Here is a 21141-nt window from a genome sequence, read left to right as displayed (position 1 = left end):
CCCCGGCGGCCAGGGGATTTTACCTTTAGCCTTTAGCCTTTAGCCCTTCGCCTTTAGCCTTTACTTCCCCCATTCACCACCCAACCAAATACCAAATCCGCCTGCTTGGCCGCCGCAATGGAGACCACCGCGGACATGGGAGGAGCTGCATCATCCGCTTCGGTGACCCCGTCCCCCACCACATAGCAAGTGGGGCTGATCTTCCGGGTCACGATGCGATCGGCATCTCCCCAGCCGCCGATGCCGGAGGCGGCCACGAGAAAGGTCCCGCGCGCCAGGTATCGCTCCACCAGGAGCTGCTTGGCTTCCACCCGGTCAAAGGCCTCCACCACGGCATCGCAGCCGTCAAAGAGCCCCCCGATGTTCTCGTCGGTGACCTGGACGCAATGGGTGTCCACCACCACCTCCGGTTCGATGGCAACCAGATTCTCTTTCAGGGCAGCCACCTTGCTCTCCCCCACCTGGCGGGCGAAAAAAAACTGCCGGTTGAGGTTGGAAGGCTCCACCCGGTCAAAATCGGCGATGACAAGGCGCCGGAACCCCATGCGCACCAGGTGCATGGCGCAGTTGGACCCCAGGCCCCCGGCCCCTGCAATACCGATGCAGGCTGAAGAGACACGCTCCATGGGATCTTTACCCACGCGGCTCACAAGGGACCCTCCGAGGGTGTCCATCAGTGCATCCTCCAGTCCTGATAGACGGGCTGATACCCGCGCCCCCTTAAGTTGGCATCCATCTCCACGACGCTCCGCTCGTCATTGATATCGAACTGGCCGGAGCCCTCCTCTTCGGTGTGGCTGCCCACGGATGTGCAGGAGCCTGCCGACAGGCGGGTGATGCCCAGGGGAAGCACGTTGTCCCGAAAAGCAGCGCTCTCCCGGGTGGACAGGGTGATCCCGGCCCGGGGCAAAAAGAGCCGGAAGGCGGTCATGGCCTGCACGATATCGGTATCCGATACGATATGGGCGGGTTCATAACATCCGGCGTGGGGCCGCATGCGAGGAAGGGAAAGGCCCAGCTCCACCTCGGGGAAGGTGGTCATGATCCAGTCGGCGTGCATGGCCGTGAAAAAGGCCTCGCGTCGCCAGTGGTCCAGCCCCAGGAGCCCGCCGAGGTTGATCCCGCGCATCCTGGCCCGGGCCCCGCGCTCCAGGGCCTCCAGCCGAAACCTGAAATCACGTTTGGGTCCGGCCGGGTGCAGGGTCTTGTACAGATCTTCGTTGTACGTCTCCTGATACACGGTGAGGCTGTCGGCCCCGGCATTCACGAACCGTGCATACCCATCCTCGTCCACGGGGTAGATCTCGATGCCCACGGACGTAAAATACTTGGAAATGATGGCCAGGCTCTCCTCGATGTAGGCCGGAGTCGCCACGTTGGGCGCCTCGCCGGTCAACAGGAGAATGTGTTTGAGCCCGGTCTCGGCAATGGCCGCGGCCTCGAACTCCACCTCTTCCAGGGTCAGCTGGCGCCGGTGGATCTTGTTTTTGGCGTTGAACCCGCAGTAGACGCACTGGTTGATGCAGTGGTTGGAGATATAAATGGGAGTAAACAACAGGATCTGGCGGCCAAAATGGCGCAGGGTCGACTCGTGGGCTTTCCGGGCCATATCCTCAAGGAAAGGCACCGCCGCCGGAGACAAAAGGGCCATTAAATGATCTACCGAACATTTGTGTGCGTCCAGGGCGGCTCGCACGTCATGCTCCGTGGCTCCGTTGATGCGGGCAAGGGTCTCGTCCGGGTCCAGTGTTTTCCAAACATCGAAAAAACCCATCACGCCCTCCCCTGCCCGAGGAACCCGGTAAGGGGGGACGAAGCCGATGCCTCTTTGCGTGTCGAACCAAGGCCTGCAAGGTACGCGGCACGTCCGGCGTCAACGGCCCGGCCAAAGGCACGCCCCATGGACACAGGATCACTGGAAGAGGCAATGGCCGTGTTGACGAGGCAGGCAGCAGCCCCCATCTCCATGGCTTCGCACGCCTGGGAAGGCTTTCCGATGCCCGCATCCACAATAATGGGAAGGGAGATCTCATCGATGAGGATCCGTATCATCTCACGGGTACGGATCCCCCGGTTGGTGCCGATGGGAGCGCCCAGGGGCATGACCGCGGCGGCCCCGGCATCCACCATGCGCCGGGCATCCATGAGGTCCGGGTTCATGTACGGAAAAACATGAAACCCTTCTGCGGCAAGGATCTCCGTGGCTTTTGTGGTCTCCAGGTTGTCCGGGAGCAGGTAGCGCTGATCGCTGATCACCTCGATCTTGATCCAGTCCCCGCATCCGGCGGCCCGGGCAAGGCGGGCGATGCGCACCGCTTCTTCTGCGTTTCGTGCGCCGGAGGTGTTGGGAAGGAGCACCATGTTCTCGGGAATGTGCTTCATCACGTTGTCGGTCTCCGAGGCAAAGTCCACACGGCGCAGGGCCACGGTGATCACCTGGGCGCCGGAAGCCTCACACACATCTGGGATCAGGCCATCGGCCGGGTATTTCCCGGTCCCGATAAAAAGCCGGCTTGAAAACTCTCTTCCCCCAATTTGAAAACAATCATCCATCAGCACCCCCCTCCCACAAATCGCAGGATCTCAAGTTTGTCGGTTTCGCTCAGTGTCACTGCCCCGAACCGGGACCGCTCAACCACCTCACCGTTTCGCTCCACCACGACACTGCCGGGGTGAAGCCCTTTGTGCTCCAGGAACCGCTCCAAGGTCATGTCACCTTGGGACAGGCTCTCTTCGCTGCCGTTGACCATCATAGACACACCTCCTGGAAACCCCGGAAACGCGTATGGACCGCAAACGCAGACAAAAACCGCGCCACAGGCACACCGAACCAGGGCCATAAGCTGGAGGACAGGTATTCTTGTATGAAGGGGAGATACCAAGGAAAGGGATTCCAGGGCGCAGGACCGATGATTCCGGAGCGGCACCGAGGCCTGTGAGCCTGGGCCAGGTACCGGACCGCGAGCGGCCAAAAAAAAAGGCCGCCCGCAGGCAGCCTGATACGTGAGGTGTCGGGGGGCTTTGAAGCGCCGCGACAAGAATCGTGTATGTGGCTTCCCTACGGCAGTACAAACTGCGTCAGGTTCAAAGGGTTGGAATATCTCCGTCTCAGCCCGGTTAAGGGCACCCCCAGCAAAGTTACAACTGATTGTGGGATTCTTTTAGCATCATCCGCCCCGCCCGCGCAAGGAAAACCGACGAGGCTGTGGACAAAGGGTTCCACAACACCTCCCGGGAACGTCTGGGGGTCGCCCGGGCCCTGTTTTCACGGCTCGGTGTCCAAACGGGCCCATGATTTTCAGGCACCGCCGCCTTCCGGATGGGCGGCTGCCGGATCGGGCTTTCGAAACCACCCCTGCTTTCCCCCATTGACCCGGAGGTACCATTCCAGTATAACTATTGAAGATTCCAAGACTTGGGACCTCTTACCACGATTTTCCAAAGCACCTTCTCACCCCCTCGAATCCCTGCACCGGAAACCTCAAAATCTCTCGTTTTCAGCGCCTTCTCCGTTCCCTTTTGCGTCCACTTTTCCCCTTGCAGCACCCGTTTTCGGAGAAAAAAAGGTTCCCTCATGAGAATTTAAGATTGACAATCACATGCTTTTGTATATATTCGGTGCCCTTGATTGCTCCTGACGCCGGCCTTTTGTCTGGTCTAAGCAAACAAACCACCATGAGCAAAATCTGGAAAGGCTCGTTAAACCGGGGTAACGTGTGACTTACACCCACCGGACAGGGAATGATACGTCTTCATTCCCTTTTGGGTTGTCATGTGCTGCCTCGATCGTTTTTTCAAGAAGGATACGTGACAATGAAGACCGACTTGCAGAAAGTTAGAAACATAGGCATCAGCGCCCACATCGACTCCGGGAAGACCACCCTGACCGAGCGCATTCTCTTTTACACCGACAGGATTCATGCCATCCATGACGTAAAGGGCAAAGACGGCGTCGGCGCCACCATGGACTCCATGGAACTCGAAAAGGAGAGGGGCATTACCATTGCCTCGGCTGCCACCTACTGTGAATGGAAGGGCCACGAGGTCAACATCATCGACACCCCCGGCCACGTCGACTTCACCATCGAAGTAGAGCGCTCCCTGCGTGTTCTTGACGGTGCCATCCTGGTTCTCTGCTCTGTGGCCGGTGTCCAGTCACAGTCCATCACCGTTGATGCCCAGATGAAGCGCTACAAGGTTCCCTGTATCGCCTTCGTTAACAAGTGCGACCGAAGTGGTGCCAACCCCTTCCGCGTTATCGACCAGCTCAACGAGAAGCTCGGTCACAACGCCGTTGCCATGCAGATTCCCATCGGCCTTGAGGACAACCTCCAGGGCGTGGTGGACCTCATCGCCATGAAAGCCTACTACTTCGACGGCGACAACGGTGAAAACATCCGCGTGGAAGAGATCCCCGCTGAGCTCCTCGACGAGGCACAGGCCAAGCGTGAAGAGCTCATCGACCAGGCTTCCCTCTTCTCCGAGGCCCTCACCGACGCCATCCTCGAAGAGGCTGAGATCACCGACGAGATGATCGTTGACGCGGTTCGCATCGGCACCATCGAGCGTCAGATCACCCCCGTTTTCATGGGCTCCGCTTACAAGAACAAAGCGATTCAGCCCCTTCTGGACGCGGTAACCCGTTACCTGCCTACTCCCGACGACATCACCAACGAAGCCCTTGACCTCGACAACGAAGAGGCTCCCGTGATTCTCGAAGGGGATTCCGAAAAGCCCACCGTGGCTCTGGCCTTCAAACTTGAAGACGGCCAGTACGGGCAGCTGACATACATCCGTGTGTACCAGGGCTCCCTGAAAAAAGGCGACACCGTAAACAACGCCAAGAACGGCCGCAAGATCAAAATCGGTCGTCTGGTCCGTATGCACGCCTCGGACATGGAGGACATCAACGAGATCCCGGCTGGTTACATCGGCGCCCTCTTCGGCGTGGACTGCGCCTCCGGCGACACCTTTGTTGACTCCGCCGTCAACTACTCCATGATGAGTATGTTCGTGCCCGAGCCCGTTATCTCCCTGTCCATCACGCCCAAGGACAACAAAGCTCAGATCAACATGAGCAAGGCCCTCAACCGCTTCACCAAAGAGGACCCCACCTTCCGCTCCTTCATCGATGACGAGACCAACGAGACCATCATCGAAGGCATGGGCGAGCTTCACCTCGAAGTATACGTCGAGCGTATGAAGCGTGAGTATAACGCCGAAGTGGAAACCGGTCAGCCCCGCGTTGCCTACCGTGAGACCATCACGCGCCGCGCTGAGTTCGACTACACCCACAAGAAGCAGACCGGTGGTTCCGGTCAGTTCGGTAAGGTTATGGGTTACATCGAGCCCCTCGAAGACGAGCAGTTCTCCTTCGAGAGCAAGGTTGTGGGCGGTCGTATCCCCACCCAGTTCATCCCCTCTTGTGAGAAGGGCTTCGAAAGCTGCATGGCCAAAGGGCCCAAGCTTGAATTCCCCGTCACCGGTATTGCCGTTACCCTTGAGGACGGCGGCTTCCACGCGGTTGACTCCTCGGAGATGGCCTTCCAGGCTGCAGCCAAGGGTGCCTTCAAGCAGGCCTATGAAAAAGCCAAGCCTGTTATCCAGGAACCCATCATGAAGGTTGAGATCGAAAGCCCCAATGAGTTCCAGGGACCATGTATGGGCTTGATTAACCAGCGCCGTGGTATTATCCTTGGTTCTCAGGACGAAGGGACCATGAGCCGTATCGAAGCTCAGGTTCCCCTTGCTGAGATGTTCGGTTTCTCTACCGTTCTGCGTTCTTCCACCCAGGGCAAGGCCCAGTACACCATGGAGTTCAGCACGTACAAGACCGTGCCCGCCTCCGTGTCGGAAGACATCGTTAAGAAAGTGAACGAAGAGAAAGCTGCCAAAAAATAGCCTTGATGGAACACATCACCCGGCAGCATATCCGAACATCCGATTTTTGGTTGGAGGAGACTGCCGGGTTGACACCATGGGGTCATTTTTGAGTTCGAACCTCAGCGACGAGAGAGGATACTATGACAAAAAAAGAATTGATCTTCAGGAACCCCTTCGGTGCACTGGGCATCGATTGCGATGACATGATCAACGGAGGAGAGCTCGGTGCCGTTATGGCCCGTGCCGGTCTCGGCAAGACCTCCCTGGTTGTTCAGATGGCGCTCCACGCCATGGCTTGCGGCAAGAAAGTTCTCCACGTCAGCCTGGAGGAACCCGTCAACAAGGTCAGCGTCTGGTACAACGAAATGTTCGCCAACCTGGCGGACCTGAACCGTGTGGAAGAGCCTCAGTCTGCCTACGACGAGATCCTTCCCAACCGCATGATCCTGACCATGAATGTGGATGGCTTCTCCATGGCCCGCCTGGAAGAACGCATCAACGACCTCGTCGAGCAGGACCTGTTCAACCCCGACATGATGATCATCGACGGGTACCCCTTTGAAGAGAAGGGTCGCGAAGACATGGAAGAGCTCAAGGCCCTTGCCTCACGCATGGGTTACTTTGCTCTCTTCACCGTCAAGACTCACCGCCACGAAGCCCTTGCTGAAAACGGCCTGCCCGTTCAGCTCGGCGGCGTGGACGATATCTTCTCCACCCTGCTCCAGATCGTTCCGGAGAACAACACCATCTACGTCAAAGCTGTCAAAGGCTCCAAGGCAGACAAAGAGTCCGCCGTCCTCGACCCTGAGACGATGATTATCCGCTAAGCCAATCCCCTTTAAGGGGATTGTTCTTGGATTACGGACGCAAAAAAGGCACCCCGAACCGGGGTGCCTTTTTTATTTTCATGCCATCCGTGCCTCTTTCCCATCAGGGAAACAGTTCCTATCCCTCCGCTTCCCCCCAGACCACACAGCAATTCCGACCGAGTTCTTTGGCCCTGTATAGTGCTTCGTCAGCCATGTGCACAAGCTCTGCCTCCCGGGTCCCACCGTGGGGAACCATGGCAGCCACGCCCAGGCTCAGGGTGACGTGGGTTACGAGGTCGGCCCGTTCATTTGTCACAGCCAGCCCCTCAATACAGCACCTCATGGTTTCGGCCAGGTGCCGTGCCCCATTGAGGTCGGTACTGGGCAGAATCACCACAAACTCCTCTCCCCCGTAACGCGCCACGAGATCTCCGGGTCGACGGGCACAGGAGACAAGGGCCTCGGCCACCCGGGCCAGGCAATGGTCACCGGCCTGATGGCCGTACGTGTCGTTGTAGCGTTTGAAGTGATCGATGTCGCAGAGGATCAGGGAGAGGTCCGATTGCTCACGGACGTGTCGATTCCATTCCGTCACAATGCACTCGTCGAAGTGCCCCCGGTTGGCAATACCGGTGGTGGCATCCATGATGGACGCCCTGCGCAACTCTTCGTTGACGCGCTTGAGTTCCTGCTCCACGCGCACGGTCATGGAGATATTGATGCAGAACCCATAAAATCCGTTCACGCGCTCCTTGGCGTTGCGGGTCACCTGACCGTAGCACAAGGCCCAGGTCAGCCCCCCCTCCCGCCTGCGCAGCTGGCAGCGAAACCGGTTGAGCTGCTCCCCTTCATAGAGTTGAAAAAGAAACGATTCAGCCTGGCGCGGATCGGAAAAGAGACAGGAGACATTCTGAAGGCTCTCTGTCAGCTGTGCGGGGGATTCGTAACCAAGCATCCAGGAGAGCTCGGGGTTGACCACGAGAATGCGGCCTTTGATGTCTGCCTGGAAGATACCGATGGGGGAACTGCTGAAGAGGCTCCTGGCCTGACTCCTGGCCCGGTTGAGCTCATTGACGGCAAGGGTCTGCGCCGTAACATCCTTGACCATGACGGCCAGGCCGGTTTCACCGGACTCCCGGAGTGCGGGCACCGCATACCAGCGACAGAAACACATATCCCCCTGCCGGGTCACGCAGGCCGTGGACACGTCCGAGACGCATGCGCCCCGGAGGCACGCCTTAAAAAATCCCTTGAGGGTATCCCCCTCCTCCGGGGACGGAACCAGGGAGGTCACCTCACGGCCGATCATCCGAGACGCATCATAACCGAACAATGCCTCGGCCGATGCCTCCCACTGAGAAACCGTTCCGTCGGGCTCCAGCCCGATGCTCGCAATCCCCGCTTTGGCCTGGAGCAGGAGGTGAGCAGGCATGGCGCCCTTCCCCTCCCTTCTTCCCATGGCCTGGTGAGAGTCACCGGAGCAGCATCCGCCTTCCTTTACAAGCCATTTATCAAGCACCCTTTCCCTCCAGACCAGGCCCCGCCTGTGTAAGCCCGGGTACACCCCCCCCCGAGCCCCGAGCGGTCCCGCCCAATTATCTTGAGAAATAAAACCGGGATTAACACTCCCCCGGAAAGACCGGCAGTCGCTCAACGTGTCTGTTTGAACGTTCCCTGTTCAAAAACCACCCAAACCAGAAAAAGACCTACCACAATAACTGCCCCATGGCAAAGAGAGCATAAACAAAGAGGGCGATGCTCAAGCAAAATGAGCACCGCCCCCTGCCGGTCTGCCCTCCCGGCCGCAAAAGCATTCCTGCCATGCAACACAGTGAATTCATGGGACCTGCCATGGGACCCCGCCTGTCATGAAGCATGGCGATGATCCCGCTTAGGGCCATGCCAAGAATAAATGACACATGACGGGATCATCCCATAAGTCCTCAGCAGGATTTTTTGATTGTTGCTTCGATACATAACGAATTTAAGAAGGAGTATCGTTATGTATTATTATTTTAGGGCATAGCCCTTACTCACCCTGTTTTTTCAACCCCAGGGACACGGCATCGGCAATTTTACCGAGGTTTCCAAAGTAATCCTCCGCCAGGGGGTCCAGGGGAACCACCGCTCCGTCAAGGGCGGCCGCCACCTTTTCAGCGGTGTGGCGATCAAACTGGGGCTGAACAAAAATCACGCGCACCCCATCTGCTCTTGCCTGTGCAATGTACCGTGAAAGGGCCTTGCCCTTGGGACTCTTTCCCTCCACCTCCACAGCCTTTTGAACCAGCCCGTACGCATCGGCAAAGTATCCGAAGGCCGGGTGAAACACGTAAAGGGTCTCCCCTGCAAGGGGGGCCAGGGCCCGGGCAATCTCGGCGTCCAGGGAGTCAAGCTCCTGAAGCAGTGCGCTGCAGCCGGCCTCGTAAACCGGGCGGCCGGACGGGTCCCGGGCAATAAGGGCGTCCCGCATGGTCACGGCCTGAATCGCGACCCGACCGGGATCCAGCCAGATATGGGGGTCCATGCCTTCGTACCCTTCGTCGTGCCCGTCTCCTTCATGGTGATGCGCATCGCTGTCATGGTCATGATGGTGGTGGTGATGGTCATGGGCCATGGCCAGCAGGGGCACCCCTTTTCGGGTATCCACCACCTGAAGGTTTCCGGCCATGCTCCTGATCTTGGGCATAAGGTGGGTTTCATAGGGAAGGCCCATTCGGAAAAAAAGATCGGCACCACCAAGCCCGGCTATCACGGATGGTTTGGGGCGGTACATGGCAGGACTCTCCCCGGGGGTAAGCAGCACCTTCACCTCAACCCGTTCTCCGCCGATACGCTCCACAAACGCCTTCTGAGGCGGAATACTGACAAAGGCCGTCACCGCCTTATCGGCTGCCGCCGCATTTAAGGGAATACTCAAAAACATCACACCAACAGCCCATTTCATCCACGTTTTCATCTTCCCTCCTCAAGGTCTGCTTCTTTTTACGACTGCCCCTTACTTCAGAAAGTTGCCGTCAGTGGGTGTCTTCCATCTCTTTGATCTCCTGGCGCCTTTTCTCTTCGGCCTCCTGCAGCACAGACTCCACCTCCCGGGCTTGCTCAAGGGCATCTCGCTGCGCATCGTACATCCGGGTGTCCTCCTCCTTCTTCCCGTCACCGGAGCAGGCAACAAAAAGGGCCACCACACACGCAGCAGCCATAATCACCACAAGCTTCTTCACCATGTTCGACATCCTTTCCAAAGAGTTGGCGGAAAAAGGCAGGCGCAGGACTGTCACCGAAGCGGACACAGCCCCTTTAAAACCGGGGACGGCACTGACCGCAACTGACCGCACCCCATAACAGAGTGTGCCATTGCAAAATGATCCGTTCATAGCGAAATGTCAACAGAAAGTCAGGATGGAAAAACAGTGGTGAAAGAACAAAAACAGAGAGGATGGGAGGGGGAGCCCGCTCCTGGGGCTCCCCCTATTTCAGAGACCTACCGGTGGGAGACTGGGAGTCCTCAGGCCATGGACCCCACGGTATCCGGGACAATCAGCACGGCCTCGGTCTTTGCGAGCACCTCTTCCACACTGACCCCCGGAGCGGTCTCTTTGAGCAGGAGGCCGCCTTCGACAACCTCCATGACGGCCAGCTCCGTGACGATCAGGTTGGCTTCCTTAACCGCTGTGAGCGGCAGGTTGCACCGCATGAGGATCTTTGACTCTCCTTTGCGATTGGTGTGATCCGTTGCAATGATCACCTTTTTTGCCCCGGTGCACAGGTCCATTGCGCCCCCCATGCCGGGGACCATTTTCCCGGGGATGATGTAGTTGGCGATGTTGCCCTCCTGATCCACCTCCAGGGTCCCGAGAACCGTGGCATCAATGTGCCCGCCCCGGATGATGCCGAAGGAGGTGGCGCTGTCAAAAAAGCAACCACCGGGCAGAATGGTGACAGGCTGGTTCCCGGCGTTGATGAGATCCGGGTCTGCCTCCCCTTCCGCCGGTGCCGGGCCGATGCCGATGAACCCGTTTTCGGATTGCAGAAGCACCTCCACCCCGTCGGGAATGTAGTTGGCCACCAGGGTGGGCATGCCGATGCCGAGGTTCACGATGTCGCCATCCTTGAACTCCCGGGCAATGCGCCGGGCAATGAGTTCTCTGCCTGTGGGTTTATCAGCCATGTTTCACCTCCCCTGCCTGTACAACGGCGTCCACAAAAATCCCCGGAAGCATGACATGGTCGGGATCCATGGTCCCGGTGTCCTCAATGTGCTCGGCTTCCACAACTACATACTCACAGGCCATGGCCATCAGGGGGTTGAAGTTCTGGGCCGACTTGCGAAAGATCACGTTGCCGGCCCGATCCGCCCTGTGGGCCTTGATCAGAGCCACGTCCCCTTTGATGGGGGGCTCCAGAAGATAGGCTCGCCCGTCCACCTCGATTTTTTTCTTTCCGTTCTCCACCTCGGTACCCACCCCCGTGGGGGTCAGGATACCACCGAGGCCCACACCGGCTGCACGAATCCGCTCCGCCAGCGTGCCCTGGGGCACGAGGACGGCCTCAATGCGGCCTTCGGTCATGGCTTTGCCGAACTCGGGGTTGAGCCCCACGTGGGAGGCGTAAAAGGTCTTCACCGACCCCTGGCGCACGAACTTGCCCGCCCCCTCCCCGGGGACGCCGGCGTCATTGCAGACGATGGTCAGGCCGGTCAGGTTTTTGGCCACCACCGCGTCCACGAGCAGCTCAGGGGTGCCGACGGTCATAAACCCGCCGACCATAATCACATCATCGTTTTTTATGCTCCGGACCGCCTGGTCCAGCGTCTTTACCTTGTTCATCGTTATGCCTCCAAAGGCCGTTAGATATGTCCTCAAAGTCTTGAAGCGTAAGCGTTGTTAAAGGAACATCAGCACCACCGAGGTGACAAGACCTCCCCAGAGCAGGGCCACGGTGCAGTAGCCCATGATGTCCCGGATGGTGAGCCCGGCGATCCCCAGGAGGGGCAGGGCCCAGAAAGGCTGAATCATGTTGGTCCAGGCATCACCCCAGGCAATGGCCATGGCCGCTTTCCCCAGGGGAACCCCCAGCTCTTGTGCAGCAGGCATCACAATGGGACCCTGGACGGCCCACTGACCGCCGCCGGAGGGCACGAAGAAGTTGACGATGCCTGCGGAAAGGTACGTGAAGAAGGGGAAGGTGGTGACCGTGGAGACCTCCACAAACCACTGGGAGATAGAGGCGGCCAGGCCCGAATGGACCATCATCCCCATGATACCTGCGTACAGGGGGAACTGCAGCACGATGCCGCCGGTGTTCTTGATGGCGTCGTTCATCACGCGAAGGTACTTGGCCGGGGTCTTGTGCAGGATGATACCGGCAAAGAGAAAGATGAGGTTTACGCTGTTGAGCCCCAGCTTGCCGCCGGTGACAAAGTAGTAGATGATGTACCCGAAACCCATGGCGCCCAGGAGCATGGATATCACCATGGAGTTTTCCAGCCGTTCGGCAGGCGTCATTTCGGATCGGGGCTTCAGGGGCTCTTCCTCGTCCTCATCGGCGAAAAGGGCGGGATCGACCTCCACCACGTCCTCGGCCTTGGGCATCATCATCCGGTTGATGATGGGAAGGGAGGCAAGAAGGATCACGCAGATCAAAAGACTCTGCCAGGAAAAGATCGTCTCGGATACGGGGATCTGCATGCCGCCGGTGATCTGCGCCATAAAGCCCTTGGCATCGGCCACCTTCAGGGGAATGGACCCGGAGAGCCCGGCGTGCCAGACAATGAAACCGGTATAGGCCGAGGCCACGAGAAGACCGTAATGGACCCCCTTGACCTTCTTGACCATCTCACGGGCCAGGAGTGCGCCCACGATCAAACCAAACCCCCAGTTGACCCAGCAGGCCACCAGGGCCACGAAGGTGGTCACCGTGATGGCCTGGGACGGTGTTTTGGCCACCCCTGCGATGGCCTTCAAAAACGACTCCACCAGCTGAGTCCGTGCCAGGGTGTGGCCGGTGACCAGCACCAGCACCATCTGCATGGCAAAGGCGAGGAGTTTCCAGAACCCCTCCCCCCAGTACTTGACCATGGAGACAGGGGACTGGCCCTGAAAGATCATGCCGAAAATAAACACGAGAAATGTGAGGATGGCGGCAAACAGAAACGCATCCGGCAGCCAGCGACGGACGATTTTGCTGAAAAAGGCAGCGAGACCTCTTATCATGGTGATTCCTCCCTTGTTGTGATGCGGCCCGAAACACCCTTGTGACGGTGCCGCACCCACGGTTAAACCCAACTCTTGCCACAGGGTTAGCACCATGCATGCCAAGCCGTGGACTTCAGCCACAACAGCCCTGTTTAATAAAGGATACAGGCATAGCCCAGGTGTCTGATCAGGAGGATAGATGGATAAGGTGTGCAAACTTCGGGAGAGGGCTGTGTAAGGTTTACACAGCCCTGTCAAGCAGAGGAGATCGAAAAGAGATGAACCGTCAGTGTTGTGTCAATCCGTACTTATCAATTTTATAAATCAATGCCTTGCGGCTCATTTTCAGCATATCGGCTGTTTTTACCCGGTTCCAGCCGGTGTCGTCCAGGGCGCGTTGCAGGATGTCCGCCTCCACGGCGTCCATCTTCTCCTTCAGGGAGCTTCCCTGCCCCGGCAGCCCGGGCCCTGCCGTGCCGGGGGCTCCGCCCCGGAGCGAGACAGGCAGGTCTTCGGCCATGATCACCCCACCCTGCCCCATGACCACGGCCCGCTCCACGGCATTTTCGAGCTCACGCACGTTCCCGGGCCAGGGATAGGCCATGAGCTGGTCCAGGGCCCCGTGGGAGATCTGCTGGACCTGTTTCCCCGTCTCCTTGTTGGACCGGGCAATGAAATGATCCACAAGAAGGGGGATGTCTTCCCGCCGATCCCGCAGCGGCGGGATATCCAGCAGAACCACGTTGAGGCGGTAGTAGAGGTCTTCCCGGAAGCTCCCCTGGCGGATGGCCTCGGCAAGGTCCTTGTTGGAGGCTGCGATCACGCGGACATCGGCGTCAAGGGTCCGGGTTCCCCCCACGCGCTGAAAGGTCCGGTCCTGGAGAACACGTAAAAGCTTTGCCTGAAGGTTCGGACTCATCTCACTGATTTCATCAAGAAAAATGGTCCCGCCCGCCGCCAGTTCGAATTTGCCGGGATGGGGTCCCACCGCCCCTGTGAAGGCGCCCTTTTCATGGCCGAAGAGCTCGCTCTCAAGGAGCCCTTCGGGGATGGCGGCGCAGTTGAGGTTGACCAGGGGCCCCTGGCTCCGACGGCTGTTGTAGTGAATGGCCCGTGCCACCAGCTCCTTACCCGTACCGCTCTCGCCCTGGATGAGCACCGTGGAGTTGGTGGGAGCCACCCGGCCGATGTTTTTAAACACCTCCTGCATACCGGTCGATGTGCCGATGATGTTGTTGATGGAGTACCGGGTCCTCACCACCCGCCTCAGGTCTTCCACCTCACGGGTCAGGCTCTGGATCTCCAGGGCGCGCCGGACGTTGAGGATGATCTCCTCGTTGTTGAAGGGCTTGGAGATGTAGTTGTACGCCCCCAGCTTCATGGCCTCCACGGCGGTGTCCACCCCGGCAAAGGCCGTGGTCATGATCACCGGCACCTCGGGCCAGGAGTCCCGCATCACCCGAAAGGCCTCCATGCCGTCCATCTCCGGCATGCGGATGTCCATGAGCACAAGATCCACCGACTCCGACTCCATGCGCGCCAGGGCATCCTTGCCATTGACCGCATCCACACAGGCAAACCCCTCCATTTTAAGGACCTCGCACAGGAGAATCCGGACATGGGCCTCATCATCCACCACCAGCACGCGTTTCTTATCCGTTCCCATGGGCCTCCCCTCTGGTCGTCACCGGCAACACCACCGTAAACCGGGTCCCGTTTCCCGGTCGGCTCTCCACCTCCACCACCCCGTGATGAAGGTCCACAATCTTCTGAACGACTGCAAGACCCAGGCCAGTGCCGTTACTCCGTGTCGTAAAAAAGGGGTCGAACAGCCGCGGGACCTGTGAGGGCTCGATGCCCTTTCCGTCGTCTTCCACCACCACGGCGACCCCCCGGTCAACGGCCATGCTCTCCACACGGACATGGCCCCGGGTTTCCACCGCCTGCACCGCGTTGATCAAAATATTGAGAAAGACCTGCTTCATCTGCTCCTGGTCCACCACCACCTGCGGCAGCCCCTCTCCGTAAACGGTTTCTATCTGCACATCCTGTCGGCTGGCGTTGAGGTTCACCAGAAGCAGGGTATCGGCCAGGATGCCGTTGATGTCCACGGCAAGCTTCAGGGATTCGGACGGGCGGGCATAGTAGAGAAGCTCCCGGACCATCTTGTTGAGGCGATCCACCTCCGCCGTGACAATGCCCGTGTATTTGCGCCTGGTGTCATCCGGCTCCAGCCCGGTTTCGATGAGCTGGACAAACCCTTTGATGGAGGTCATGGGGTTTCGGATCTCGTGGGCCACACCTGCTGCAATCTCTCCCAGGGCTGCCAGCCGGTCGGTTCTCTGCATCTGCTCTTCCAGGCGCCGCCTGGACTCCAGCACCTCGGCAAACTCGTTGACCGAGACGGCCACCTCCCCCAGCTCCCCGCCCATGGGGGCGATGCGGTGAGTCACATCGGTTTCAATGGTCTTTATGCCCCGCTTGATCTCCCGGATCCTCAGCCCCACGGCATGGGCGATGAAGCCCGTGCCGGCAAAGGAAAAAATGATACCGGCGGCAATGGCCACATAAAAACGATAGAGCATCTTGCGGATCTGGTCGTTGATGTCGTCCATGAGCTCGTTGGCCCAGATGTAGCCGATGATCTCACCGTCCCTGTTGATGGGGAGCATGCAGTTCATGATCTCACCGCGGACCAGGGCGGCTGTCTGTACCCGTGCCATGCCCGTGGCCATGACGAACCGCCCCTTGTGATCCGCACTGATGCTCTGCCCCACTTTGTGCCCCAGGGTTTTGCTGGGACCATAGGTGATGATGGCGTCCAGGTCCCGCGAGTAGTACCCCACCCCCACGCCGGGCTCGGACAGGGCCACCCGATCCGTGATCTCCCTGAGCCGTCGGTTCAACGCACCGATGCGGGCGGCCCGGGAAACCTTGGTCAGGCCATCGGCCTCAAGGATGGATTCGAAGGATCCGGCCAGGCTGGCGTCCAGCATGCGCGTCAGGGCAAAGAGCTTGCGCTGCTTTTCCTGAAGCAGGGAGTACTCTGCCTCACGCATCAGGACAAACCCGGTGCCGATGGAAGAGATCGCAATGATAATGGAGACAAAAAGAAAGATGAAAATCCGGATGGGTATACGTCTCATGCAAACACAGCCGTTGGGATGATGGGGGGTTGCCGGTTGGGACGCTTCAGCCTGGAGCCGCGGTCAAAAACGGCACCTCGTTTCTATTAAACCCAAGGGGCCTGTGCTTGTAAACACTTTTCACACCCCCATGGCCGATATTTACCCTATAAATATCAGAGGTTGTTTCCCTGTAAAAACAATGAGCACAAAAATCAACATGCAGATGGCCATATGAACATTGAGCCGAGACAGGGAAACCGTGGCGATATTGACACCCCCCACCAGACCCGGTACGATAGAGAGCTTTACAATCAGGGACCGACCCCTTACCCTGGGCATCCCAAGGGCCTGACGCCCAGGTCGCCTGCAGGAATTGTCGTGTCCCCATGAGCCGGTGTGAACCGAACTCGATTCGCCGGTGAACTTTTTTACCAGAGCAACAACCTCGGAGACCCGACCCGTGCAATCAAAAATACTGATTCTTAAGTTCCCCAAGGAGGCCTCCCCCGAGCCGGTGGTCTGTTACCTTGCCAGAGACTATGAACTGACCTTTGCCATCCTGCATGCCAACATCTTCCCCCGTCGGGAAGGGATCATGGTTCTTGAGCTGAAGGGCACCCGGGAAAACTTCAAAAACGGATTGGAATACCTGAAAAGCAAGGGCATCAAGGTGAGCCGCTCGGATCAGGAAGTGACCCGCGACGAGGCGCGATGCACCCACTGCGGGGCCTGCACCGCCGTCTGTCCCACCGGGGCACTGGCCATCGAACGTCCCTCCATGGAGGTGATCTTCGACCTTGAAAAATGCAGCGCCTGTGAACTCTGTGTTCCCACCTGCCCGTCCCACGCCATGAAGGCCAATCCCAAGGACAAGAATTTCTTCTGATGAACAGCCACACCACAGCCGTCGCAGTAAGCGGGGGCATCGACTCCCTGTATGCGGCCTGGCTTCTTAAAAAGGCAGGCCACAAGGTGGTCGGCATCCATTTTATCACCGGCTACGAGCCCGTAAGGGCGGCGCACCAGGCCGTAAGCCCGTCCCCGCGGCTGACCCTTCATTCGGAAAGCTGCCGGGTGGCTATTCCCGCCATGAACCATGTGGCGGAGCAGCTCGACATCCCCATCCACATCATCGACATCAGAGATCGGTTCGAGGCAGAGGTGGTCTCCCACTTTGAAAAGGCGTACCGGGACGGGCTCACCCCCAACCCCTGCCTTCTCTGCAACCCCACGGTCAAATTCGGTTACCTTCTGGACGTGGCCGAATCTTTAGGCGCCCGGGACCTTGCCACAGGGCATTATGTCCGCACCCGCACCGACGAGAATGGCGGCCTTCACATTTTAAAAGGCGAAGACCCTTTCAAGGACCAGTCCTATTTCCTCGCCATGGTACCGCCGGAGCGCCTCGCAAAGGCCGTGTTTCCCTTGGGAGGCCTGCGCAAGGAAGAGATCAAGAAAGAGGCCGCCCGGGAAGGACTCACCTCCTTTGCCAAGGGAGAGAGCCAGGACATCTGCTTTATCCAGGACGGCGATTACAAAGCCTTTCTCCAGTCCCGCCCCGGCTTTGCCATGGAGCCGGGCCCCATCGTGACCCCGGACGGCACCGAGGTCGGACGGCACCTGGGCCTCCACGGGTTTACCGTGGGGCAGCGCCGGGGCATCAACTGCCCGGGCCCTTACCCCTACTACGTCCTGGCCCTGGAGCCCGAGGCAAACCGCCTGGTGGTGGGCAAAAAAGAGGATCTCTTGTCCGAGGCCTGCACAGTGACCCGACTCAACTGGGTCCGCCCCCCCACCGAAGACTCCTTTGAGGCCACCTGCAAGATCCGCTACAGCCACAGGGGAAGCCCCTGCCGCATTGAGCTGGATCCGAGCCGGGAAGGTGCCACCGTTATGTTCGATGCCCCGCAATCTGCGGTCACCCCGGGCCAGGGGGCCGTGTTCTACGCAGGGGACGAGGTCCTCGGCGGCGGCTGGATTACCCGATAGGGTCCAAAGGGCCTCACCGCCTTCCCCATGCCTTGATCACGTGATGCCCTGCGCCCTTTCCAAGGCGAAAGACACGGCACGGGATCACGTGCGTTTTATGTACACCCAAACCACATCGCCATGGGCTCCATGGCGACCATCACAGGTCGATATTATGCCACGCTATTTCATCAACACCCTGGGCTGCAAGGTGAACCGGTTTGAATCCGACGCCGTGGGCATGGCCCTTAGCTCCCGGGGCTGGCAGGAAACCCAACAGCCCGCAGCCGCAGACGTCTGCATCATCAACACCTGCACCGTCACCGGCAAGGCTTCGGTGGAGTCGCGGAACCACATCCGCCAGACCATCAGAAAAAACCCCTCCGCCAAGATGGTGGTCACCGGATGCTACGCCCAGACCGAAGCCGAAGAGATCGAAAAGATCGACGGCGTGGATGCCGTCATCAGCCACACGGAAAAACACAAGCTCCCCGAGCTGATCATCGCGCTCTATGAAAAAGGAGAGGCCCACTTCTCCGAGGACCGGAACAAGAGCTGCCGAGAAACCGAGTTCAAGGGCATTGATGTGGACGCCCTGGGCACCCGCACCCGCCCCTTGCTGAAGGTCCAGGACGGCTGCAACGCTTTCTGCTCCTACTGCATCGTGCCCCACACCCGGGGCCGCTCCCGCAGCATGCCCATGGCCGAGGCCGTTTCCCGGCTGGCGTCCCTTGGGGCTCGCGGGTACCAGGAGGTGGTGCTCACCGGCATCCACATCGGCTGCTACGGACAGGACCTCACCCCGCCCACCAGCTTTTCCGCCCTGCTCAAGCGCCTGGCAGAGGAAAAAGCGGTGAAGCGGGTCCGCCTGAGCTCTATGGAGCCCATGGAGATCACCGACGAGGTCATCGACATCATCACCGGGTCCCCCTTCTATTGCGACCACGTCCACATTCCCCTTCAAAGCGGGGACGACACCGTGCTCTCCCGCATGAAGCGCCCTTACACCACCGAACGCTTCCGCGAGCTGGTAACCCGGATCCATGCCCTCTCTCCGTCGGCAGCCATCGGGGCGGACGTCATCATCGGCTTTCCCGGTGAAACCGAAGAGCAGTTCGAGAACACCTGCGCGTTCCTGGAGTCCCTGCCCCTGGCCTATCTCCACGTCTTTCCCTTCTCCCCGCGGGCAAAGACCCCTGCGGCCACCTTTGACGGACGCCTCGACAAGGAGACCATGAAGCACCGCACCGCACGGGTGCGCGCCATCGGCCAGACCGCAAAAAAACGGTTCATGGACGCGGCGGTGGGAACCCGCGCCGAGGTCCTTGTGGAGCGGGAACGTGATCATCACACGGGTCTTCTCAAAGGGGTGACCTCAAACTACATCCCGGTGCAGTTTGAAGGAGACGACAGCCTCATGAACCAGCTGGTGCCGGTGATCCTGGACTCCGTCACCCCCGACGGTCACCTCACGGGGAGACGAGAGGAGAGCTGATGATTCGGCGCGGTCTCTTTCTCATGGCGTGTCTTGCCCTGCTCCTGGCCGGAGCCCCGGCCCAGGCAGCCCCCCCGGAGCGCATCGTCTTCGGGGGAGACGCCCAGTACCCACCCTACGAGTTCCTGGATCAGGACGGGAACCCCACGGGCTTTACCGTGGAGCTGACCCGGGCCCTTGCCGAGGTCATGGGCATGGAGATCGAGATTCGCTTGGGGCCCTGGGAAGAGATCATGGAGGCCTTTAAAAAAGGAGAGGTGGATGTGATGCAGGGCATCTCCTACTCCGACGAGCGGGCACGCCGGTATGAGTTTTCCCAGGCCTACACCCTGATCCACCACTCCATCTTTACCCGGGAAGAGACCTTAGGCGTGGGCAGCCTCTCCCACCTTACGGGCAAAGAGGTCCTTGTGCAGCACGACGGAATCATGCACGAGACCTTAAGGCAAAGCCCCCTGTCCATCACCCCGGTGCCCGTCCCCTACCAGACCGACGCCCTGCGCATGGTGGCGTCCGGCACCTACGACTACGCCATCGTGGCCAACCTGCCCGGGCTCTATTACATCCGGGAACACAAGCTCTCCAACATCCGCAAACGCGGAAACCCGGTGGCGGTTCAGCTCTACTGCTACGCGACTTTAAAGGACAACACAGAGCTGATGGCACAGATCAGCGAGGGCCTTGCCATCTTAAAAAAAACCGGCCGCCTCCGGGAGATCCACAACCGCTGGCTCGGTGTCCTCTCCCCGGGGATCCCCACACGGAAACTTGTCATCGCCGCCGGCCTGCTCTTCTCCTTCATGATTCTGGTGGTGGTGGGCAACATCCTCTGGTCCCGGACTCTCAAACGGGAGGTTGCCCTGCGCACCCGGGAGCTGGAGACCCGACAGAAACAGCTCCTCCAGGCCGACAAGATGGCCTCCCTGGGTTTTCTGGTCTCGGGCATCGCCCACGAACTCAACAACCCCAACGGCCTGCTCCTTCTCAACATCCCTTTGCTGGTGGCCGCCTTCAAGGAGATGCACCCCGTGCTGGAGCAGCACTACAGGGAACACGGCGATTTCAAGGTGGCAGGCCTTCCCTACTCCCGCATGCGAGACGAGATCCCCCTGATCCTGGACGAGACCAACGACGCCGCCCGTCACATCAAAACCATTGTGGAGGACCTCCGGGATTTCTCCAGGCAGAGCGATGATGAAAGGGAAGAGACCAACCTCAACACCATCGCCGTCAACGCCCTGAGGCTTGTCCGTCCCACCGTGGAGAAGGCCACACGGCACCTGGGCATGGAACTCCGTGAAGGCATCCCTCCCATCCAGGCAAACCCCCAGCGCATCGAACAGGTGGTCATCAACCTGCTACTCAATGCCTGCCAGGCCCTGGAATCCACGGAATCCGCCATCCTCTTGAAAACCGACAGCGACCCGGCCAAAGGCATCGTCACCTTGTCGGTGACCGATGAGGGCTCGGGCATCGACCCAGAGCATCTGGACCACCTCACCGATCCCTTTTTCACCACCAAGCGGTCGGTGGGCGGCACCGGCCTCGGGCTGTCGGTCTCGGCGGGCATTGTCAGAAACCATGAAGGCAAACTGACCTTCGAATCCCAGCCGGGCCGGGGCACCACCGCCACACTTGAACTCCCCGCCCTGGACAAGGAGTAA

General features: G+C 59.4%; 18 protein-coding genes and 1 riboswitch. Of the genes, 6 read left to right on the top strand and 12 right to left on the bottom strand.

Annotation, left to right across the window (positions count from 1 at the left end; translation table 11 throughout):
- Positions 1-53: 53 nt before the first annotated feature.
- The 4 genes from thiF to thiS are packed head-to-tail and all read right to left on the bottom strand — an operon-like array spanning position 54 to position 2753.
- Entirely contained in the window at positions 54-674 is a 621-nt protein-coding gene (gene thiF / locus MSL71_RS14040) for a sulfur carrier protein ThiS adenylyltransferase ThiF (protein WP_180141348.1), read from the bottom strand.
- Positions 674-1774 carry a 2-iminoacetate synthase ThiH gene (gene thiH / locus MSL71_RS14035; RefSeq protein WP_180141347.1) on the bottom strand — a complete coding sequence of 367 codons (1101 nt, stop codon included), beginning with the start codon at positions 1772-1774 and terminating at the stop codon, positions 674-676. The genes thiF and thiH overlap by 1 nt, the downstream gene beginning before the upstream one ends.
- Entirely contained in the window at positions 1774-2553 is a 780-nt protein-coding gene (locus tag MSL71_RS14030; protein WP_180141346.1) for a thiazole synthase, read from the bottom strand. The genes thiH and MSL71_RS14030 overlap by 1 nt, the downstream gene beginning before the upstream one ends.
- Positions 2553-2753, bottom strand: coding sequence for a sulfur carrier protein ThiS (gene thiS, locus MSL71_RS14025; protein ID WP_180141344.1), 201 nt, complete (start codon positions 2751-2753; stop codon positions 2553-2555). Before thiS ends, MSL71_RS14030 begins: the two co-directional genes overlap by 1 nt.
- A gap of 285 nt (positions 2754-3038) precedes the next feature.
- Positions 3039-3141, bottom strand: a riboswitch (TPP riboswitch).
- A gap of 672 nt (positions 3142-3813) precedes the next feature.
- On the opposite strand from thiS, the gene fusA reads away from it, so the two are divergent.
- On the top strand, positions 3814-5901 hold the full coding sequence (gene fusA, locus MSL71_RS14020) for an elongation factor G (RefSeq protein WP_180141342.1): 2088 nt from the start codon (positions 3814-3816) through the stop codon (positions 5899-5901).
- A 122-nt stretch (positions 5902-6023) separates the two neighbouring features.
- The gene (locus MSL71_RS14015) at positions 6024-6710 is read left to right on the top strand and encodes an AAA family ATPase (RefSeq protein ID WP_180141340.1); all 687 of its coding nucleotides are present in this window, start codon (positions 6024-6026) and stop codon (positions 6708-6710) included.
- A 118-nt stretch (positions 6711-6828) separates the two neighbouring features.
- On the opposite strand, the gene MSL71_RS14010 is transcribed toward MSL71_RS14015, so the two are convergent.
- The 8 genes from MSL71_RS14010 to MSL71_RS13975 all read right to left on the bottom strand — a co-directional run bounded on the left by MSL71_RS14010 (position 6829) and on the right by MSL71_RS13975 (position 16032).
- Complete coding sequence (locus tag MSL71_RS14010) at positions 6829-8211, bottom strand: sensor domain-containing diguanylate cyclase (protein WP_180141338.1); 1383 nt, start codon at positions 8209-8211, stop codon at positions 6829-6831.
- Between the two features lie 510 nt (positions 8212-8721).
- On the bottom strand, positions 8722-9648 hold the full coding sequence (locus MSL71_RS14005; RefSeq protein WP_180141336.1) for a metal ABC transporter solute-binding protein, Zn/Mn family: 927 nt from the start codon (positions 9646-9648) through the stop codon (positions 8722-8724).
- 58 nt (positions 9649-9706) lie between these two features.
- A complete protein-coding gene (locus MSL71_RS14000) occupies positions 9707-9916 on the bottom strand; it encodes a hypothetical protein (RefSeq protein ID WP_180141334.1) in 210 nt (69 codons plus the stop codon).
- Positions 9917-10197: 281 nt separating this feature from the next.
- On the bottom strand, positions 10198-10860 hold the full coding sequence (locus MSL71_RS13995; protein WP_180141331.1) for a 3-oxoacid CoA-transferase subunit B: 663 nt from the start codon (positions 10858-10860) through the stop codon (positions 10198-10200).
- On the bottom strand, positions 10853-11518 hold the full coding sequence (locus MSL71_RS13990; protein WP_180141329.1) for a CoA transferase subunit A: 666 nt from the start codon (positions 11516-11518) through the stop codon (positions 10853-10855). The genes MSL71_RS13995 and MSL71_RS13990 overlap by 8 nt, the downstream gene beginning before the upstream one ends.
- 57 nt (positions 11519-11575) lie before the next feature.
- On the bottom strand, positions 11576-12904 hold the full coding sequence (locus tag MSL71_RS13985) for a short-chain fatty acid transporter (protein ID WP_180141327.1): 1329 nt from the start codon (positions 12902-12904) through the stop codon (positions 11576-11578).
- 268 nt (positions 12905-13172) lie between these two features.
- Complete coding sequence (locus MSL71_RS13980; protein WP_180141325.1) at positions 13173-14552, bottom strand: sigma-54-dependent transcriptional regulator; 1380 nt, start codon at positions 14550-14552, stop codon at positions 13173-13175.
- Entirely contained in the window at positions 14539-16032 is a 1494-nt protein-coding gene (locus MSL71_RS13975; protein ID WP_180141324.1) for an ATP-binding protein, read from the bottom strand. The genes MSL71_RS13980 and MSL71_RS13975 overlap by 14 nt, the downstream gene beginning before the upstream one ends.
- 442 nt (positions 16033-16474) lie before the next feature.
- On the opposite strand from MSL71_RS13975, the gene MSL71_RS13970 reads away from it, so the two are divergent.
- The 4 genes from MSL71_RS13970 (at position 16475) to MSL71_RS13955 (ending at position 21141) form a co-directional block, all read left to right on the top strand.
- Complete coding sequence (locus MSL71_RS13970; RefSeq protein WP_180141323.1) at positions 16475-16900, top strand: NIL domain-containing protein; 426 nt, start codon at positions 16475-16477, stop codon at positions 16898-16900.
- Entirely contained in the window at positions 16900-18003 is a 1104-nt protein-coding gene (mnmA, locus tag MSL71_RS13965; RefSeq protein WP_180141322.1) for a tRNA 2-thiouridine(34) synthase MnmA, read from the top strand. The genes MSL71_RS13970 and mnmA overlap by 1 nt, the downstream gene beginning before the upstream one ends.
- A gap of 154 nt (positions 18004-18157) precedes the next feature.
- Positions 18158-19477, top strand: a complete 1320-nt coding sequence (gene mtaB / locus MSL71_RS13960) for a tRNA (N(6)-L-threonylcarbamoyladenosine(37)-C(2))-methylthiotransferase MtaB (RefSeq protein ID WP_180141321.1) — start codon at positions 18158-18160, stop codon at positions 19475-19477.
- The gene (locus MSL71_RS13955) at positions 19477-21141 is read left to right on the top strand and encodes a transporter substrate-binding domain-containing protein (RefSeq protein ID WP_218951033.1); all 1665 of its coding nucleotides are present in this window, start codon (positions 19477-19479) and stop codon (positions 21139-21141) included. Before mtaB ends, MSL71_RS13955 begins: the two co-directional genes overlap by 1 nt.

The sequence above is a fragment of the Desulfoluna butyratoxydans genome, from assembly GCF_900699765.1.
Taxonomy (GTDB): domain Bacteria; phylum Desulfobacterota; class Desulfobacteria; order Desulfobacterales; family Desulfolunaceae; genus Desulfoluna; species Desulfoluna butyratoxydans.
The sequence above is the reverse complement of the archived record's forward strand: the minus strand, read 5'-3'. Positions and strand labels throughout refer to the sequence as shown.

Bases quoted from the DNA above. Each gene is read 5' to 3' on its own strand.
- thiF (WP_180141348.1), bottom strand. From the start codon at position 674: ATGGACACCCTCGGAGGGTCCCTTGTGAGCCGCGTGGGTAAAGATCCC.
- thiH (WP_180141347.1), bottom strand. From the start codon at position 1,774: ATGGGTTTTTTCGATGTTTGGAAAACACTGGACCCGGACGAGACCCTT.
- MSL71_RS14030 (WP_180141346.1), bottom strand. From the start codon at position 2,553: ATGGATGATTGTTTTCAAATTGGGGGAAGAGAGTTTTCAAGCCGGCTT.
- thiS (WP_180141344.1), bottom strand. From the start codon at position 2,753: ATGATGGTCAACGGCAGCGAAGAGAGCCTGTCCCAAGGTGACATGACC.
- fusA (WP_180141342.1), top strand. From the start codon at position 3,814: ATGAAGACCGACTTGCAGAAAGTTAGAAACATAGGCATCAGCGCCCAC.
- MSL71_RS14015 (WP_180141340.1), top strand. From the start codon at position 6,024: ATGACAAAAAAAGAATTGATCTTCAGGAACCCCTTCGGTGCACTGGGC.
- MSL71_RS14005 (WP_180141336.1), bottom strand. From the start codon at position 9,648: ATGAAAACGTGGATGAAATGGGCTGTTGGTGTGATGTTTTTGAGTATT.
- MSL71_RS14000 (WP_180141334.1), bottom strand. From the start codon at position 9,916: ATGGTGAAGAAGCTTGTGGTGATTATGGCTGCTGCGTGTGTGGTGGCC.
- MSL71_RS13995 (WP_180141331.1), bottom strand. From the start codon at position 10,860: ATGGCTGATAAACCCACAGGCAGAGAACTCATTGCCCGGCGCATTGCC.
- MSL71_RS13990 (WP_180141329.1), bottom strand. From the start codon at position 11,518: ATGAACAAGGTAAAGACGCTGGACCAGGCGGTCCGGAGCATAAAAAAC.
- MSL71_RS13985 (WP_180141327.1), bottom strand. From the start codon at position 12,904: ATGATAAGAGGTCTCGCTGCCTTTTTCAGCAAAATCGTCCGTCGCTGG.
- MSL71_RS13980 (WP_180141325.1), bottom strand. From the start codon at position 14,552: ATGGGAACGGATAAGAAACGCGTGCTGGTGGTGGATGATGAGGCCCAT.
- MSL71_RS13975 (WP_180141324.1), bottom strand. From the start codon at position 16,032: ATGAGACGTATACCCATCCGGATTTTCATCTTTCTTTTTGTCTCCATT.
- mnmA (WP_180141322.1), top strand. From the start codon at position 16,900: ATGAACAGCCACACCACAGCCGTCGCAGTAAGCGGGGGCATCGACTCC.
- mtaB (WP_180141321.1), top strand. From the start codon at position 18,158: ATGCCACGCTATTTCATCAACACCCTGGGCTGCAAGGTGAACCGGTTT.
- MSL71_RS13955 (WP_218951033.1), top strand. From the start codon at position 19,477: ATGATTCGGCGCGGTCTCTTTCTCATGGCGTGTCTTGCCCTGCTCCTG.